At 70.9% G+C, this 14,614-nt stretch carries 12 protein-coding genes and 2 rRNA genes; 5 read left to right on the forward strand and 9 right to left on the reverse strand.

What is annotated here, in order from left to right:
- Positions 1-28: 28 nt before the first annotated feature.
- The 7 genes from ACTWQC_RS34415 to mtnA all read right to left on the reverse strand — a co-directional run bounded on the left by ACTWQC_RS34415 (position 29) and on the right by mtnA (position 8,573).
- Positions 29-772: a response regulator gene (locus ACTWQC_RS34415; RefSeq protein ID WP_443319795.1), complete on the reverse strand. Its 744-nt coding sequence runs from the start codon at positions 770-772 to the stop codon at positions 29-31.
- A 269-nt stretch (positions 773-1,041) separates the two neighbouring features.
- Positions 1,042-1,725 (reverse strand): ribosome hibernation-promoting factor, HPF/YfiA family, encoded by a 684-nt coding sequence (gene hpf / locus ACTWQC_RS34420; protein WP_443319796.1) that lies wholly within the window; start codon positions 1,723-1,725, stop codon positions 1,042-1,044.
- 333 nt (positions 1,726-2,058) lie between these two features.
- Positions 2,059-2,754 (reverse strand): ComF family protein, encoded by a 696-nt coding sequence (locus ACTWQC_RS34425; RefSeq protein WP_443319797.1) that lies wholly within the window; start codon positions 2,752-2,754, stop codon positions 2,059-2,061.
- Positions 2,755-2,921: 167 nt separating this feature from the next.
- Positions 2,922-4,769, reverse strand: coding sequence for an LpqB family beta-propeller domain-containing protein (locus ACTWQC_RS34430; RefSeq protein ID WP_443319798.1), 1,848 nt, complete (start codon positions 4,767-4,769; stop codon positions 2,922-2,924).
- On the reverse strand, positions 4,759-6,729 hold the full coding sequence (gene mtrB, locus ACTWQC_RS34435) for an MtrAB system histidine kinase MtrB (RefSeq protein ID WP_443319799.1): 1,971 nt from the start codon (positions 6,727-6,729) through the stop codon (positions 4,759-4,761). Before mtrB ends, ACTWQC_RS34430 begins: the two co-directional genes overlap by 11 nt.
- Position 6,730: 1 nt before the next feature.
- Positions 6,731-7,420: a two-component system response regulator MtrA gene (gene mtrA, locus ACTWQC_RS34440; RefSeq protein WP_393658426.1), complete on the reverse strand. Its 690-nt coding sequence runs from the start codon at positions 7,418-7,420 to the stop codon at positions 6,731-6,733.
- 4 nt (positions 7,421-7,424) lie between these two features.
- Positions 7,425-8,573 carry an S-methyl-5-thioribose-1-phosphate isomerase gene (gene mtnA, locus ACTWQC_RS34445; protein WP_443319800.1) on the reverse strand — a complete coding sequence of 383 codons (1,149 nt, stop codon included), beginning with the start codon at positions 8,571-8,573 and terminating at the stop codon, positions 7,425-7,427.
- Positions 8,574-8,755: 182 nt separating this feature from the next.
- On the opposite strand from mtnA, the gene ACTWQC_RS34450 reads away from it, so the two are divergent.
- The 5 genes from ACTWQC_RS34450 to ACTWQC_RS34470 are packed head-to-tail and all read left to right on the forward strand — an operon-like array spanning position 8,756 to position 14,193.
- Complete coding sequence (locus ACTWQC_RS34450) at positions 8,756-9,952, forward strand: DUF7544 domain-containing protein (protein ID WP_443319801.1); 1,197 nt, start codon at positions 8,756-8,758, stop codon at positions 9,950-9,952.
- 4 nt (positions 9,953-9,956) lie between these two features.
- Positions 9,957-10,649 (forward strand): DUF4129 domain-containing protein, encoded by a 693-nt coding sequence (locus tag ACTWQC_RS34455; RefSeq protein ID WP_443319802.1) that lies wholly within the window; start codon positions 9,957-9,959, stop codon positions 10,647-10,649.
- On the forward strand, positions 10,646-11,902 hold the full coding sequence (locus ACTWQC_RS34460; protein ID WP_443319803.1) for a DUF4350 domain-containing protein: 1,257 nt from the start codon (positions 10,646-10,648) through the stop codon (positions 11,900-11,902). Before ACTWQC_RS34455 ends, ACTWQC_RS34460 begins: the two co-directional genes overlap by 4 nt.
- Complete coding sequence (locus tag ACTWQC_RS34465; RefSeq protein WP_443319804.1) at positions 11,899-12,864, forward strand: AAA family ATPase; 966 nt, start codon at positions 11,899-11,901, stop codon at positions 12,862-12,864. Before ACTWQC_RS34460 ends, ACTWQC_RS34465 begins: the two co-directional genes overlap by 4 nt.
- Before the next feature lie 18 nt (positions 12,865-12,882).
- Positions 12,883-14,193 carry a DUF58 domain-containing protein gene (locus ACTWQC_RS34470; protein WP_443319805.1) on the forward strand — a complete coding sequence of 437 codons (1,311 nt, stop codon included), beginning with the start codon at positions 12,883-12,885 and terminating at the stop codon, positions 14,191-14,193.
- A gap of 113 nt (positions 14,194-14,306) precedes the next feature.
- Here the strand turns inward: ACTWQC_RS34470 and rrf are convergent.
- Together rrf and ACTWQC_RS34480 are read right to left on the reverse strand one after the other, a co-directional pair.
- Positions 14,307-14,423 (reverse strand): 5S ribosomal RNA (gene rrf / locus ACTWQC_RS34475).
- Positions 14,424-14,508: 85 nt separating this feature from the next.
- A 23S ribosomal RNA gene (locus ACTWQC_RS34480) occupies positions 14,509-14,614 on the reverse strand; the annotation flags it as partial.

A 14,614-nucleotide genomic window follows, 5' to 3' on the forward strand; every position in this document is an offset into this window, starting at 1 on the left:
AGCCGGGGGCCCCGGGCCCCTGGCCCGGCTACCTGATCTCGAGGATCTTCTCGCGCATCGCGTAGACCACGGCCTCCATCCGGGAGTGCAGCTGCAGCTTCTCCAGGATGTTGCGGACGTGGTTCTTGACCGTGTTCTCGCTGATGAACAACTCCTTGGCGATGTCCCGGTTGTTCATGCCCGTGGCGACGAGTTTGAGGACCTCGAGCTCGCGGTCGGTGAGCCGGGGCGCGGGCACCAGGCGCCGTTCGTCGGTGCGCTGGATCATCGACTTGAACTCGGTGAGGAGCTTGGACGCCATCGAGGGGCTGATCTGGGACTGCCCGTCGGCAACCGCGCGGATGGCGGTGGCCACCTCGTCGGTGGAGATCTCCTTGAGGAGGTAGCCGGTGGCCCCGGCCTTGATCGCGTCGTAGAGGTCGGCCTCCTCATCGCTGATCGTCAGCATGATGATCTTCGCGCTCGGGGCCACCTCCTTGATGGAGGTGCAGGCCTCGATCCCGCCGCGCTTTGGCATCCGGACATCCATCAGCACGATGTCGGGCAGCAGGTCGGCGGCCTTGTCCACCGCCTCCGCGCCGTCCCCGGCCTCGCCGATGACCTGGATGTCCTCCTCCTGAGCGAGGACTATCTCGAGCCCGCGGCGGAAGAGCGCATGGTCGTCCACCACGAGGACCCGGATCGGCTCCTTCCGTGGCTCGGCCGTGTCCGTACCGGGCGCGTCAACGCCCTCGTCGTCCCCGTCGGCTCCGGGCCCGAAGCTGTCCGCCATCGTTCCTCCCCCTGAAGGCCATGGCCCAAGGTTTTCGTGCCGGGCCAACCGGTCTCCACAGAGCGCGGGTTGGCTGCGCCGCCATGATTTCATGCCCGGGCGGCGGCGCGTTGCGCTCTTGGTCGCACAATGGTGCCCCCGGGGGCGCGAACGCGCTCCCGGGGGCGTTGAATTCGGCCGCTGTTCAGCGATTTTCCGTCGACTTTCCGCCGACTCCCGGCCAACGTTCGGTGAGCCTCGTGGGCCTCGTTGGCCTCGCGGGCGTTCCGTCAGCCGCCGAGGGCCCCGCCCGCGCCGTGCGGCGCTTCCTCCACCATCGGGTCGGATTCCAGGTGGATCACGCCGTAGTCGTAGGCGTGACGGCGGTAGACGACGCTCGGATGCTTGGTCTCGGAGTCAATGAACAGGTAAAAGTCGTGTCCGACCAGCTCCATCTCGTAGAGAGCCTGGTCGAGGGTCATCGGGGCGGCGGCGTGGGTCTTCTCCCGAACCACCAGCGGGCCTTCGCCCTGGACCTCGAGCGAGCCCATCCTCTTGGTGGGCACGCCCTCCTCGGCACGCTCGGCGACGGATTCGCCATTGAGGCGTGCGGCGAGCGGAGCGGTGGCAGCTGCGACGCTTGTCGGCGTCCGGCTACCGCCCCGGTGCACCCGGCGCTTGTCGGCCTGCTTACGCAACTGTGCTTCGAGCCTTGCTGTGGCCGCGTCGAGTGCGGCATACGGGTCTGCGGCCGCGGCTTCCGCCCTGATCACAGGTCCGCGACTGCGGAGCGTGATCTCCACTCGGTCGCAGCGGTCGGCCTGACGGGGATTGTGTTCCTTGGACACCTCGACGTCGAGGCGGATCACCTTCGCGTCGAGCTTCTGGATCTTCTCCAGCTTCAGCTTCTCGGCCACGTGCTTGCGAAAGCGCTCGGGCACCTCGGTCTTGCGGCCCTTGACGACGATGTCCACGCAGAACTCCGTTCCGGATCGCTCCGCTGCGGCGCGGAGCGCATCCCACTTGCCCTGGGCCGACGGGTCGCCTCCGCTACGGGCGAGGGCCCGCCGACACTGCGTCTGCTGCACCGCCACGCGCACCCGGGAGTCGTACCGGAGCCGCGGCGCTGCGGCTTTCACCTCCTCCTCCCCAGTCGACAAGATCGCCACCCCATCGACTTCAGAGACGCCGAAAAGTCCCGAAGCACGCTTGTCCGACGTTCATGGCATAGAGTTCGCCACTTCCTCACAACCGAACATAGCTCGACCGGACAGGTGTCGGCACCCCCTACCGGCACGTACCTCGGATCAGAAGGCCGTCGCGGCGACCACCGCCGCAGCGGCCACCCGGCCGCCCGCCGCACCCACTGCCCTGGCCCCTTCCACCAGGGAGGCCCCGGTCGTCATGAGATCGTCCACCAGCACGACAGGGGCGGTCCGCAGCAGCCCGGCACCGCACCTCGGGACCGCCAGGGCGCCCCCGAGATTCCCGAGCCGCTGCCGGGCGGTCAGCCCCGACTGGTCGGCCACCGCCCGCCGCTGCCGCAGCACCGCAAGGACCCGCACCGGCCGGCCCTCATGCCGCAGCCCGGCAGCGGCCGCGCAGGCGATCCGCCGCGTGGGATCGTGGCCCCGCGCCGCCACGGCCCGCCGGGCCGACGGAACCGGCACCAGCAGCAGCGGCCCGCCCCGCCCGCCGCAAGCCGCCCGTATCGCCCCGGCCAGGGCCTCGCCAAGCGGGCGGGCCAACCCCAGGGCACCCCGCTCCTTGTGGGCGAGCAGCACGGCCCGCACCTCGTCCCCGTACGGCGCGGCCGCGTGCACCGGCGGGAGTCCGGACGGCGCCGGGCTCGGCCGGACACGGCGCGCCGCCTTCCCCGCCAGCGCCGCACGGCACCGGTCGCACAGCACGGTGTGCGGACGCCCGCAACCCGCGCAGCCCACCGGCAGCACCAGTCCCGCGATCTCCTGCCACCACTTCTGCATCCTCTGCATCCCCCGCATGACTGCCACTGTGCCGTGCGGCGGTGCACCTCGCCAGGCCTGTGGATAACTGCCCGGCCGTGGTGGGGGCCCGGGCACCACGGCCAGGTGGCCGTGGTGGGGGCCCGGGCAGCGGACTGGCGTCGTCAGCCCGGGTAGACGGCGGCCGGGCAGCGGACCGGCGGTCGTCAGCCCGGGTAGACGGGCGCCTTGCCCTTCTCCGTCACCAGCTTCCAGTTCGCGTCGACCGGAAGCCGCACGATCCCGTCATCGGAGTGGGCGATCAGCGGTTTGCTCTCGTCCTCCGAGGCCGCCACCGCCTCCACCCCGCTGATGCCCGGAAGCGTCGGCGTGTTCGACGACGAGCCGTCCGTCTCCACGTACTGCAGCTGCTGCACGCCACCGGGCTCCCGGCCCACGACCACCAGCCGGCTGGTGCCCGCCCAGGACGCCGACTCCACGTGCTCGAGCTGCGGCGCCACCGACAGCAGATCGTTCACCGAGAGCGGCGGCTCCCCCGCCCCCGCGTCCGTACGCTCCACGCGCCCCAGCTCGAGCGACGTACGGCCGTCCCGCGTGATCAGCAGCGCGATCCGCACGCCGTCGGAGGAGACGCGCAGGCCCTCGATCCGCCCGCCGCCGAGCGACGGCACCTCGACCTCCTGCGCCTCGTCCGTGCCCGCGGCCAGCCGCAGCAGCCGTGGCCGCTCGGGATCCCTGTCGGCGATCCAGAGGTTGCCGTTCCCGTCCCAGCTTGGAGCGGAGAGCGCGTCCTTCTCGCTCTTCGCACGCGAGCGCAGCTTCACGCCACCCCGCTCCGCGCCGGAGCTCATCGGCGCCACGTACAACGACCGGCCGTCCAGCGAGACCCCGGCCGCCAGACGCTCGCTTCGGTCGACGCCGACCGACCCCAGCTGCACCGTGCCGTCCCCGAACGGTCCCTCCACCCGGCTCGGCTCGTCGCTGGCGTCGGACAGGCTGGCCAGCCGGTGCTCCCCGTCGACGAAGTACTGGCGCTCGGCGTGCTTCCTCAGACCGGCCGGCGCGTAGGCCGCCGCCTCTCCAGGGTTCAGCACACACAGCTCGGAGCCGTCCTTGCCCGCCAGCTCCACCCTGCTGATCTTCGCCGAAGCCTGGTCCTGCACCGTGTACAGCAGCTGGGCTGCCATCCGGGTGCACTGCGACTGCCCGACGTGCGACGCCCTGGAGCTCAGCCGTACCCGCAACCCGTTCGAGTCGTCGAGGGAGAGGGAGGAGTCCACCAGCCTCGTGTTGCTCGGGAACTTCGTGTCGACCACGTTCTCCAGCCAGCTGGTGGGCCCCTCGAGCAGCGCCTTCACGGTCGAGGTGAGCGGATCTATCCGGCGGCGCAGATAGACCGGATCCGCGACTAGGACGTCCTTCTGGGAGCCGGAGGCCCTGTCGTCCCGGTCCGTCGCCGCGAAGTAGTACTTGTTGACCGAGCGGTAGATGCGATCGAAGTCGGACTTGCCGAGCACCAGGCCCGTCGGGGGCGCGTCGATGCGCCACTCACCGCCCACCCTCGTCAGGTGGATCGTCGTGCGGTACGTGCCCTCGGCCGGCTTGTACGCCTGCTTCCGGTCGACCGTCGCGATCTGCTTGCCGCTGAGCTCGGCGACGGCGGTCTTCTCCTCCGGGTCCCGGATCGGGCTGTCCATGCTGGGATTCGGCCCGTCCTCGAGCACCGTGGTCTGCGAGAACGGCTGCCAGTTCTTCGACGCCGCCCGGGTGAGATAGAGGCGCGCGGTCTTGTAGTCCGCCTCGTCGCTGGTGACCGCCTCGAGGAAGCCGCGCACGATGTCGTTCGGCCCCTCGCCGGCCCGCGGCGGCACCCCGAACACCCGCACCTGCGCGTCGGCGTCGGTGCGCTGCGAGGCGTCCACCCGGTGCACCTCACCGCTGTCCGGCATCGAGGCGCAGCCCGTCACCAGCAGCGCCCCTGAGCCGAGCAGCGCGCAGCCCCGCAGCGGGCTCCGTCGGCTCCATCGACGCCCGTTGTGCCGCTCAGAGCCCACGCGGCCCGCCCTCCCGCTCCGGTTCCCGTTCGTCCACTGGTGCCGTCGGCGGCGCCGTCGGTGGGGCCGTCGGCTCCGCCCGCGGCGCGGTGCGCGGCTGCGGCGGTATGGCGCCAAGGCCCGGACGGCCGTGCGGCAGACCCGCGTCGTTCAGCCCCCGGTTCCGCCGCGAGTCCTCGGGCTCGAGCGGAATCGGCGAGCCGCGCAGGGTCTCCCCCGCCGTGCGCGGCAGCGTCAGCCGGAACTGCGAGCCGCCGCCCGGCTCGCCCCACGCCTGCAGCCAGCCGCCGTGCAGACGCGCGTCCTCGACCGCGATCGACAGGCCGAGTCCCGTGCCGCCCGTGGTACGCGCGCGTGCCGGGTCCGCCCGCCAGAAGCGGTTGAACACCCGGGTCGCCTCGCCCGGCTTCAGCCCCACGCCGTAGTCCCGCACCGCGACCGCAACGGCGCCGCCCGCCGCCGCAAGCCGCACCACCAGATCCCGGCCCTCGCCGTGCTCCACAGCGTTGACCACCAGATTGCGCAGCACCCGCTCGACCCGCCGGGTATCCGCCTCGACGATCACCGGCTGCTCGTCCCCGCGCACCAGAATGCGGCTGCCCTTGCGCTCGGCGAGCGGCTCCGCACCCTCGATCACCCGGTGGACGATGTCCCGGAGATCCACCGGCGCCGCCTCCAGGGCCGCCGCTCCCGCGTCGAACCTGCTGATCTCCAGCAGGTCGGACAGCAGCGACTCGAACCGGTCGAGCTGGCCGCGCAGCAGCTCCGCCGACCGTGCCGTCGCCGGATCGAAGTCCTCCCGTGCCTCATGGATGACATCGGCCGCCATCCGTACGGTCGTCAGCGGGGTGCGCAGCTCGTGTGACACGTCGGAGACGAAGCGCCGCTGCATCCGCGACAGCTCCTCCAGCTGCTGGATCTTGACCTGGAGGTTCTGCGCCATCTTGTTGAAGGCCTCACCGAGCCGCGCGATGTCGTCCTCGCCGGTGACCTTCATCCGCTCCTGCAGCCGGCCCGCCGCCAGCCGCTCGGAGATCCCGGCCGCCATCCGTACAGGCGTGACGACCTGCCGCACCACGAGCCAGGCGATGGCGCCCAGCAGCACCACCACGAAGACCCCGGCCGTCGCCAGCGTGCCCTTGACCAGGCTCAGCGACTTCTCCTCCTGGGTGAACGGGAAGAGGTAGTAGAGCTGGTACGCGTGACCGTTGACGTCGTTGAGCTGCTTGCCGATGGCCAGCCCGGGCTCCCCGGAGTCGCCTGACCCGCGGAAGATCCTCGTGTGCTGCTCGTGCGTCCCCCGCTCGTCGTCGAGGGCCTGCCGCAGCTCACCCGGGACGCTCCGCTCGGGGTCCACGAAGCCGGAGGCCCTCGGCGCGCGCGTGCCCCGGCTGTCGTTCACCAGCGGCTGCTCGGTGTCGGAGCTGAGCGCCACCACGGAATAGACACCCTGCCCGCCACTGGCCAGCTGCTCCACCAGCTCGGTCAGCCACTCGCTGGAGTTCTGCGGACCGCGCGCACCGACCTGCACGTCCTGGCCGCGGGCTTCGGAGTCGGCCTTCTCACTGGCCACGGTGAAGCCGCCCACGGCCTGGCTCTGGGCCGCGCTCTGCTTGGCGTCCTGCAGGCCGTTGCGCACCTGGCCGATGACGACGACACCGAGCAGCAGCACGACGCCCAGCGACATCAGCAGCGTCGTGGCGACCACCCGCAGCTGGATATTGCGCCGCCACAGCCGCACGCCGGGCAGCAGCGGCCTGCGGACCCAGCGCATCAGAAGCCGCAGCACGGGGTGGACGGGGCCGCCCGGGGCCCCGTCCTGCAGGAGATTCCCGCCCTGCCAGAAGCGTTCGTACAACGAGATCTTGCCCACCGGGTCGACGGGCCGCCCCGAACGCACGCCCCCCGGGGGCCCGGCCCCCAGAGCTTCGGCCTCCGGAGAAGCACCGTTCCCGGACATGTCAGCTCGGCCCGGCCTTGTAGCCCACGCCACGCACAGTCACGACGATCTCCGGCCGCTCCGGGTCCTTCTCGACCTTCGAGCGCAGCCGCTGCACGTGCACATTCACCAGCCGCGTGTCGGCCGCGTGCCGGTAGCCCCACACCTGTTCCAGCAGCACCTCACGTGTGAAGACCTGCCACGGCTTGCGGGCGAGCGCGACCAGCAGGTCGAACTCCAGCGGGGTCAGCGCGATCGACTGACCGTCCCGCTTCACCGAGTGGCCCGCCACGTCGATCACCAGATCGCCGATCGCGAGCTGTTCCGGCGCGGGCTCCTCGGACCGCCGCAGCCGCGCCCGGATCCGGGCGACCAGCTCCTTCGGCTTGAACGGCTTGACGATGTAATCGTCCGCACCGGACTCGAGCCCGACCACCACATCGACCGTGTCGCTCTTCGCGGTCAGCATGACGATGGGCACCCCGGACTCGGCCCGGATGAGCCGGCAAACCTCGATGCCGTCCCGGCCGGGCAGCATCAGATCGAGCAGCACCAGATCCGGCTTGACCTCGCGGAAGGCGGCAAGGGCCTTGTCGCCGTCCGACACGAACGACGGTTCAAAACCTTCCCCGCGCAGCACGATGCCGAGCATCTCCGCCAGTGCGGTGTCGTCGTCGACGACTAGGACGCGTCCCTTCATAATCGACATCATCCCATTAGCTAATCGTTACCTGGCGTGACCTGGCACACAGCTCGGCGAGCCCTGCGCCCTTGACCGGCGAAAGCACCCCCGACTCGGTGACGATCGCCGTCACCAGGTCTGGCGGCGTGACGTCGAATGCGGGGTTGTACGCCTGCGTCCCCAAGGGCGCCACAGGCATCCCGGCGCCCGGCTCGGCCCCCGCCACCGGGACGGACGGAGCCACGAACTCGGTCACCTCATGCCCCGGCCGCTGCTCCACCTCTATGGACGCCCCGTCCGGAGTCTCCAGATCCACGGTCGTGGTCGGGGCGACGACGATGAACGGCACATGGTGATAGCGCGCGAGCACCGCGAGCGGATAGCTGCCCACCTTGTTCGCCACCGAGCCGTCCGCGGCGATCCGGTCCGCGCCGATCAGCACGACGTCCACCTCACCCGCAGCGAAGACCGAGCCCGCCGCATTGTCGATGAGCAGCGTATACGCCATGCCGCTGCGCGCTGCCTCGTACGCGGTAAGCCGGGCGCCCTGCAGCAGTGGCCGCGTCTCGCCGACCCACAGCCGCCGGAGCTCACCGGCCCGGTGCACTGCCCGCGCCACAGCGAGGGCCGTGCCGTCGCCGGCCGAGACCAGGGCGCCGGTGTTGCAGTGGGTGAGAATCCGGTGACCGCCGCCCGGCTGCAGCTCGCCGAGGAGTGCGAGCCCGTGCTCCGCCATCCGGGCGCTCGCCTCGGACTCCTCCTGGTGAAGCGCCCGTGCCTCGGCGAGCGCAGCCGCGGCCGCCTGCTTCTGGTCCGCACCCTCCTTGACCGCATCGCGGTACGCACGCGCCGCCCTGCGCACTCCGTAGCCGAGATTGACGGCGGTGGGCCGCGCGTGCGCCAGCAGCTCAGCGGACTCATCCACGTCGTAGCCCCGCGCGGCGGCGAGCGCGACCCCGTACGCCCCGGCAATCCCCAGCAGCGGAGCCCCCCGGACGGCGAGGGTGCGGATGGCCTGCACCAGTGCCGGTACGTCGGTGCAGACCAGCTCCACCTCCTCAGCCGGGAGCCGGGTCTGGTCGAGGAGCACCAGCACGGGCCCCTCCGGCGGTTCGTCCCAGCGCAGCGAGGGAACAGCGGGTGGCCCTCCGGCCACCGGAGGTACCGCGTCCTGATCAGCCATTCGCCCAGTCTGCACGGTCCGGCACGGGTATTTGAAGGTGTGGCGAGGGTGGAGGGCCAGGTACGAACGCCGACGGGCCGTGGCACGATGGCAGCCAACCGGCCGTTGCTGTGCTTTCCCAGGGGCTGTTCCCCTGCCACCGGAGCCCAGTCGACACCGCCGACGGGCACCGTGAAGGAGCGATGATGAACGACTCTCCGGGCTGGGCTTCGCCCGGATCCTCCCCCTCCGACGAGCCGGGCCGGAACAGCCCCGGCCCCACCCCGCCCTCGGGCCAGGGTCCGGGCGGAGGTCCCGCCTGGGGCGGCCAAGGCGGCTGGGGCGGGCAGGGCGGCTGGGGTTCCGGCTGGGCCCAGCCTCCGGCTGCGGCCAAGCCCGGCATCATTCCGCTGCGCCCGCTCGGCGTGGGGGAGATCCTGGACGGCGCGGTGTCCGCCATGCGCGCCCACTGGCGCACCGTCCTCGGCATCACCCTCGCCGTCGCCGTCCTCACCCAGACCGCCGCGACCCTCGCGACAGGGCTCTGGTTCCGCGACTCGACCAGCCTCGACGGCCTCGAGAACAACCCGGACCCGACGGTCGACGAGACCCTGGACGCCTTCGGCGGCACCATGGCCAACGTCGGCGTGACCTGGCTCATCAGCATGCTCGGCACGATCATCGCCACCGCCATGCTGACGATCGTGGTCAGCCGTGCCGTGCTCGGGCGGTCCGTGTCCACCGCCGAGGCCTGGAGCGGCTCCCGGCCTCAACTGCCGCGGCTCTTCGGCCTCCTGTTCCTGATCCCCGTGCTCATACTGGGCGCGACCGTCGTCGGAATGGCTCCGGGCATCATCCTTTCCGGCACCGGCAGCTCCGACGGGGGAACCGCACTCGCGCTCCTCGGCGGCCTCGCCGGGCTGACCGTCGCCATCTGGCTGTGGATCCGCTACAGCCTCGCAGCACCCGCCCTGATGCTCGAGAAGCAAGGGGTGATCGCCTCCTTGCGCCGCTCCACGAAACTCGTACGGGGCGCCTGGTGGCGGGTGTTCGGCGTCCAGCTCCTCACGGTGGTACTGATCTTCGTGGTCTCGGCCGTCATCGAAATCCCCACCAGCATCATCGCCATGGTCGTCGGCGGCGAAGGCGCACTGGACTGGCTGTCGGGGGAGGCAGTCACCACCACCTGGTCCTTCCTGGTCGTCGCCGGCATCGGCGCGGTGATCAGCTCGACGATCACCCTCCCGATCAGCGCCGGTGTCACCGCCCTGCTGTACATGGACCAGCGCATCCGCCGCGAGGCCCTGGACCTGGAGCTCGCCCGCGCCGCGGGAGTTGCCGGGTACGGTTCCCAGCAGCCCGGCAGCGAGCAGCCTCACGACGCGGCACCGGGGAGCTGATGCGGTGATCGCCACGGGGGGCACGGCCGCGGTGGTCCAGTTCCTGGCGCGTGCCGACGACGAGGTACCGGTGACGATCCCACGCGTCCCCGCCCGCGACGCAGCGGAGCGCGAACTCTCCAAACCGATGTACCGGGAGCACGAACCGGGGCTGTTCCAGCGCGCACTCGACTGGTTCTGGGAGCGGATCGACGACCTCCTCGGCGCCGCCTCAGGGGTCACTCCTGGCGGCACGCTCGGCCTCGTCGTCATCGTCATCGCGGTCGTGCTCCTCGTGGTCGCCCTGCGCCTCAGGCTCGGTGCCCTGCGCCGCACCCCCGCGACGGACGGCGGTCTCTTCGACGACCGCCCGCGCAGCGCCGCCGAACACCGCGCCGCAGCCGAACGCCACGCCGCCGACCAACACTGGGACCAGGCCGTCCAGGAGCGCATGCGCGCCGTCGTCCGCTCCCTGGAGGAGCGCGCCCTGCTCGAACCGCGCCCCGGCCGCACCGCCGACGAAGCAGCCACCGAGGCCGGCCGCTCCTTGCCCGACCACGCCGATCCCCTGCAGGCCGCGGCCCGCGCCTTCGACGACGTCACGTACGGCGGGCGCCACGCCACGCCCGATGCGTACGCCCAGCTGCGCGACCTCGACGCCGATCTGCAGCGCAGCAAACCGCGGTTCGACACGGCTTCCGCCGGAGGCGCCGGATGACCGCGGCCGTCACCGCCCCCACGTCGACCTCCCCCACGGCCCGTCAGCTGTGGACCCGCTCCCGCGGACTGCTGCTGGCGCTCGTCGTCCTCGTCATCGCGGGCGTCGTCCTCGCCGCCCTGCGCTCCGGCGAGCAGCGCGGCCGTCTCGACCCCCGCTCCGCGGACCGCGTCGGCAGCCGTGCCGTCGCCGAACTCCTTGCCGACCGCGGCGTCACCACCGAAGTTGTGACCACGACCGACGCTGCCGTGGCCGCGGCGGGACCGCGCACGACGGTGCTCGTCTCTGACCCCGACCGCCTCAACCCCGGCCAGCAGCGCAGGCTGCATGGCGCACTCGAGAAGTCCGGCGGTCGCACGGTACTCGTCGCCGCCGGCGAATCCTCGATCGACACCCTCGCGCCCGGTGTCGGGATCGCCGCGGCCACCAAGGTGAGCACCCGCCCGCCGGGCTGCTCCCTGCCCGCTGCCGAGCGCGCAGGCGACGCCGAACTCGGCGGTATCCGTTACGAGTCCTCCGACCGGGGCGCCCACGCCTGCTACCTCAGTGGCGGCCTTCCGACGCTGCTCCGCCAGCCCGGCGCGAACGGCGGAGACGCCGTGCTGCTCGGCTCCCCCGACATCCTCTTCAACGACCGCCTGGCCGAGCAGGGCAATGCCTCCCTTGCCCTCCAACTCCTCGGCTCCCACCCGCATCTCGTCTGGTACCTCCCCTCCCTCTCCGATGCGGCCGCCACCGACGGCGCCGACCGCAGTTTCTTCGACCTCATCCCTGCGGGCTGGGGCTGGGCCCTGCTCCAACTCGCCCTCGCCGCAGCACTCGCAGCCCTCTGGCGCGCCCGCAGGCTCGGCCCGCTTGTTCCCGAGCGGCTGCCCGTCGCCATCCGGGCATCGGAAGCGACCGAGGGCCGCGCCCGCCTGTACCGGCAGGCAAATGCCCGCGACCGCGCAGCGGATGCTCTGCGCTCCTCCACTCGCGCCCGGCTCGCACCGCTCGTGGGCCTACCCGCCGCGCTGGCCCACAGCCCCCAGGAACTTTGCCCGGCGGTCGCCAGTCATCTGCCGCCCCCAGCACCGGACATCCGGCTCCTGCTCTTCGGCCCCCCACCTGCCGACGACCCCGCTCTCGTCCGGCTCGCCGACGATCTCGACGACCTGGAGCACCGCATCAGCTCCAGCACCGCAACAACTACTGACGCTACGTCAGCCCAGCACTCCGCATCACCCCCGATCGAAAGGGACCGCACTCCGTGAGCGCCCCGACTCCCGACAGCGCCCGCGCCTCCCTCGAGGCGCTGAGAACTGAAATCGCCAAGGCCGTGGTCGGCCAGGACCCCGCCGTCACCGGGCTGGTCGTCGCGCTTCTGTGCCGCGGTCACGTCCTCCTGGAGGGCGTACCGGGAGTCGCCAAGACACTGCTCGTACGCGCCCTGGCCGCGTCACTCCAACTCGACACCAAGCGCGTCCAGTTCACCCCTGACCTGATGCCCAGCGACGTCACCGGCTCGCTCATCTACGACGCGCGCACGGCCGAGTTCTCCTTTCAGCCCGGCCCTGTCTTCACCAACTTGCTGCTTGCCGACGAGATCAACCGGACGCCGCCCAAAACTCAGGCATCCCTGCTCGAAGCCATGGAGGAACGCCAGGTCTCGGTCGATGGCAGGCCGCGCCCGCTGCCCGATCCCTTCCTGGTCGCCGCGACGCAGAACCCGGTCGAGTACGAGGGCACATACCCCCTCCCCGAAGCCCAACTGGACCGATTTCTGCTGAAGCTGACGGTCCCACTGCCGTCCCGCCAGGATGAGATCGATGTCCTCACGCGCCATGCCGAGGGCTTCAACCCCCGTGACCTCGAAGCGGCCGGCATCCACCCCGTGGCAGGCCCGGAGGACCTGGCGGCCGCCCGGGCCGCCGTGGCCAAGACCGCGGTCTCCCCCGAGATCACCGGCTATGTCGTCGATATCTGCCGTGCCACGCGCGAATCCCCCTCGCTCTCTCTGGGCGCGTCCCCCCGCGGAGCCACCGCCCTGCTTGCCACCGCACGCGCCTGGGCCTGGCTAACCGGCCGTGACTACGTCATTCCTGACGATGTGAAGGCACTTGCCCTGCCCACCCTCCGCCATCGCATCCAGCTCCGCCCGGAAGCCGAGATGGAAGGCGTCACCGCCGATTCCGTCATCACGTCAGTCCTCGCCAACGTCCCCGTACCCCGCTGAGCCGACGGGAACGGATCCTTGGCCCTCACCGGACGCACCGCCCTGATCGCCGCACTCGGCGCGCTCCTCACCGGTCTTTTGCTCCCAAACTGGACCGGTATCCTCGCTGTCAACATCCCCCTTGCACTCGCAATTCTGTGCGACCTCGCACTCGCCGCACCAGTGCGCAAGCTCCGTTTCACTCGATCTGGTGACACATCAGTTCGACTCGGCGAGCAAGCACATGTGAATCTCACAGCCGATAACCCCTCAAACCGACCCTTGCGGGCCGATCTCCGCGATGCCTGGCCTCCCAGTAGCTGGCCGACCGGGACCAGCCCCGCGGCCTCGCGCCACCCGCTGAACATCCCGTCAGGCGAGCGCCGCCGTCTCACGACCACCCTGCGCCCAACTCGCCGCGGAGACCGCCGGTCAGAACGCATCACCGTCCGCTCCTACGGACCCTTCGGCCTGGCCGCCCGGCAAGGGCACCACCAAGTGCCCTGGACCGTACGCGTCCTCCCCCCGTTCACCAGCCGCAAGCACCTCCCGGCGAAGCTCGCGCGCCTCCGTGAACTCGACGGCCGCACCAGTGTTCTGACCCGCGGTGAGGGCACCGAGTTCGACAGCCTCCGCGAATACATCCCGGGCGACGACACTCGGTCCATCGACTGGCGCGCCACCGCCCGGCAGTCCACCGTCGCCGTACGCACGTGGCGTCCCGAGCGCGACCGCCGCATTCTTCTGGTCCTCGACACGGGCCGCACCTCAGCGGGGCGGGTGGGCGACGCGCCTCGCCTCGACGCCGCCATGGACGCTGCACTGCTGCTCGCCGCACTCGCCACCCGCGCCGGCGACCGCGTCGACCTGCTCGCCTACGACCGGCGGGTCCGCGCCTCGGTGCAGGGACGCACAGCGGGTGATCTCCTCCCCGCCTTGGTCAATGCCCTGGCGACGCTCGAACCAGAGCTCGTAGAAACGGATGCCCGCGGCCTCGCGGCCACAGCCCTCCGTACCGCCCCGAGACGATCCCTGATCGTCCTGCTCACCGGCCTCGACGCCGCGGCCGTCGAAGAAGGCCTGCTGCCCATTCTCCCCAGGCTCACGCACCGGCATACGGTCCTGCTGGCCTCCGTGGCCGACCCGCGCATCCAAGAGATGGCGGAGTCGCGCGGGTCACTTGAAGGTGTGTACGAAGCAGCAGCGGGAGCCCAGGCTCAGTTCGAAAGGCGCCGCACAGCCGACCGGCTACGGCGGCACGGAGTCACCGTCGTGGACACCACTCCCAGTGAGCTCGCCCCTGCACTCGCCGACGCCTACTTGGCGCTCAAGGCTTCTGGTCGCCTCTGAGCGGTTATCTCTGTCTTCGTCTCCGTTGTTGACGAATCCATCGTGGCCATTGCCACTGAACGCAGAAATGCCTCAACCCCCGGACCATGTCCGGGGGTTGAGGCTCAATGTTTGTTCGGCGGCGTCCTACTCTCCCACAGGGTCCCCCCTGCAGTACCATCGGCGCTGAAAGGCTTAGCTTCCGGGTTCGGAATGTAACCGGGCGTTTCCCTAACGCAATGACCACCGAAACACTACGAAACACAACCGCCGGGGCCCCAAAAAAAGGGGGCCGGGGTCGTTGCTTCAGAACCAACACAGTGAACGCGAGCATCTGAGGACAAGCCCTCGGCCTATTAGTACCAGTCAACTCCACCCGTTACCAGGCTTCCATATCTGGCCTATCAACCCAGTCGTCTCCTGGGAGCCTTAACCCCTCAAC

Source organism: Streptomyces sp. 8N616, assembly GCF_052246385.1.
In the GTDB taxonomy this organism is placed as follows: Bacteria; Actinomycetota; Actinomycetes; order Streptomycetales; family Streptomycetaceae; genus Streptomyces.

Excerpts from the sequence above, each read along its gene's own strand:
- ACTWQC_RS34460 (WP_443319803.1), top strand. The coding sequence starts at position 10,646 with ATGACCGCGGCCGTCACCGCCCCCACGTCGACCTCCCCCACGGCCCGT.
- mtrB (WP_443319799.1), bottom strand. The coding sequence starts at position 6,729 with ATGTCCGGGAACGGTGCTTCTCCGGAGGCCGAAGCTCTGGGGGCCGGG.
- ACTWQC_RS34415 (WP_443319795.1), bottom strand. The coding sequence starts at position 772 with ATGGCGGACAGCTTCGGGCCCGGAGCCGACGGGGACGACGAGGGCGTT.
- ACTWQC_RS34425 (WP_443319797.1), bottom strand. The coding sequence starts at position 2,754 with ATGCGGGGGATGCAGAGGATGCAGAAGTGGTGGCAGGAGATCGCGGGA.
- ACTWQC_RS34450 (WP_443319801.1), top strand. The coding sequence starts at position 8,756 with ATGATGAACGACTCTCCGGGCTGGGCTTCGCCCGGATCCTCCCCCTCC.
- mtnA (WP_443319800.1), bottom strand. The coding sequence starts at position 8,573 with ATGGCTGATCAGGACGCGGTACCTCCGGTGGCCGGAGGGCCACCCGCT.
- mtrA (WP_393658426.1), bottom strand. The coding sequence starts at position 7,420 with ATGATGTCGATTATGAAGGGACGCGTCCTAGTCGTCGACGACGACACC.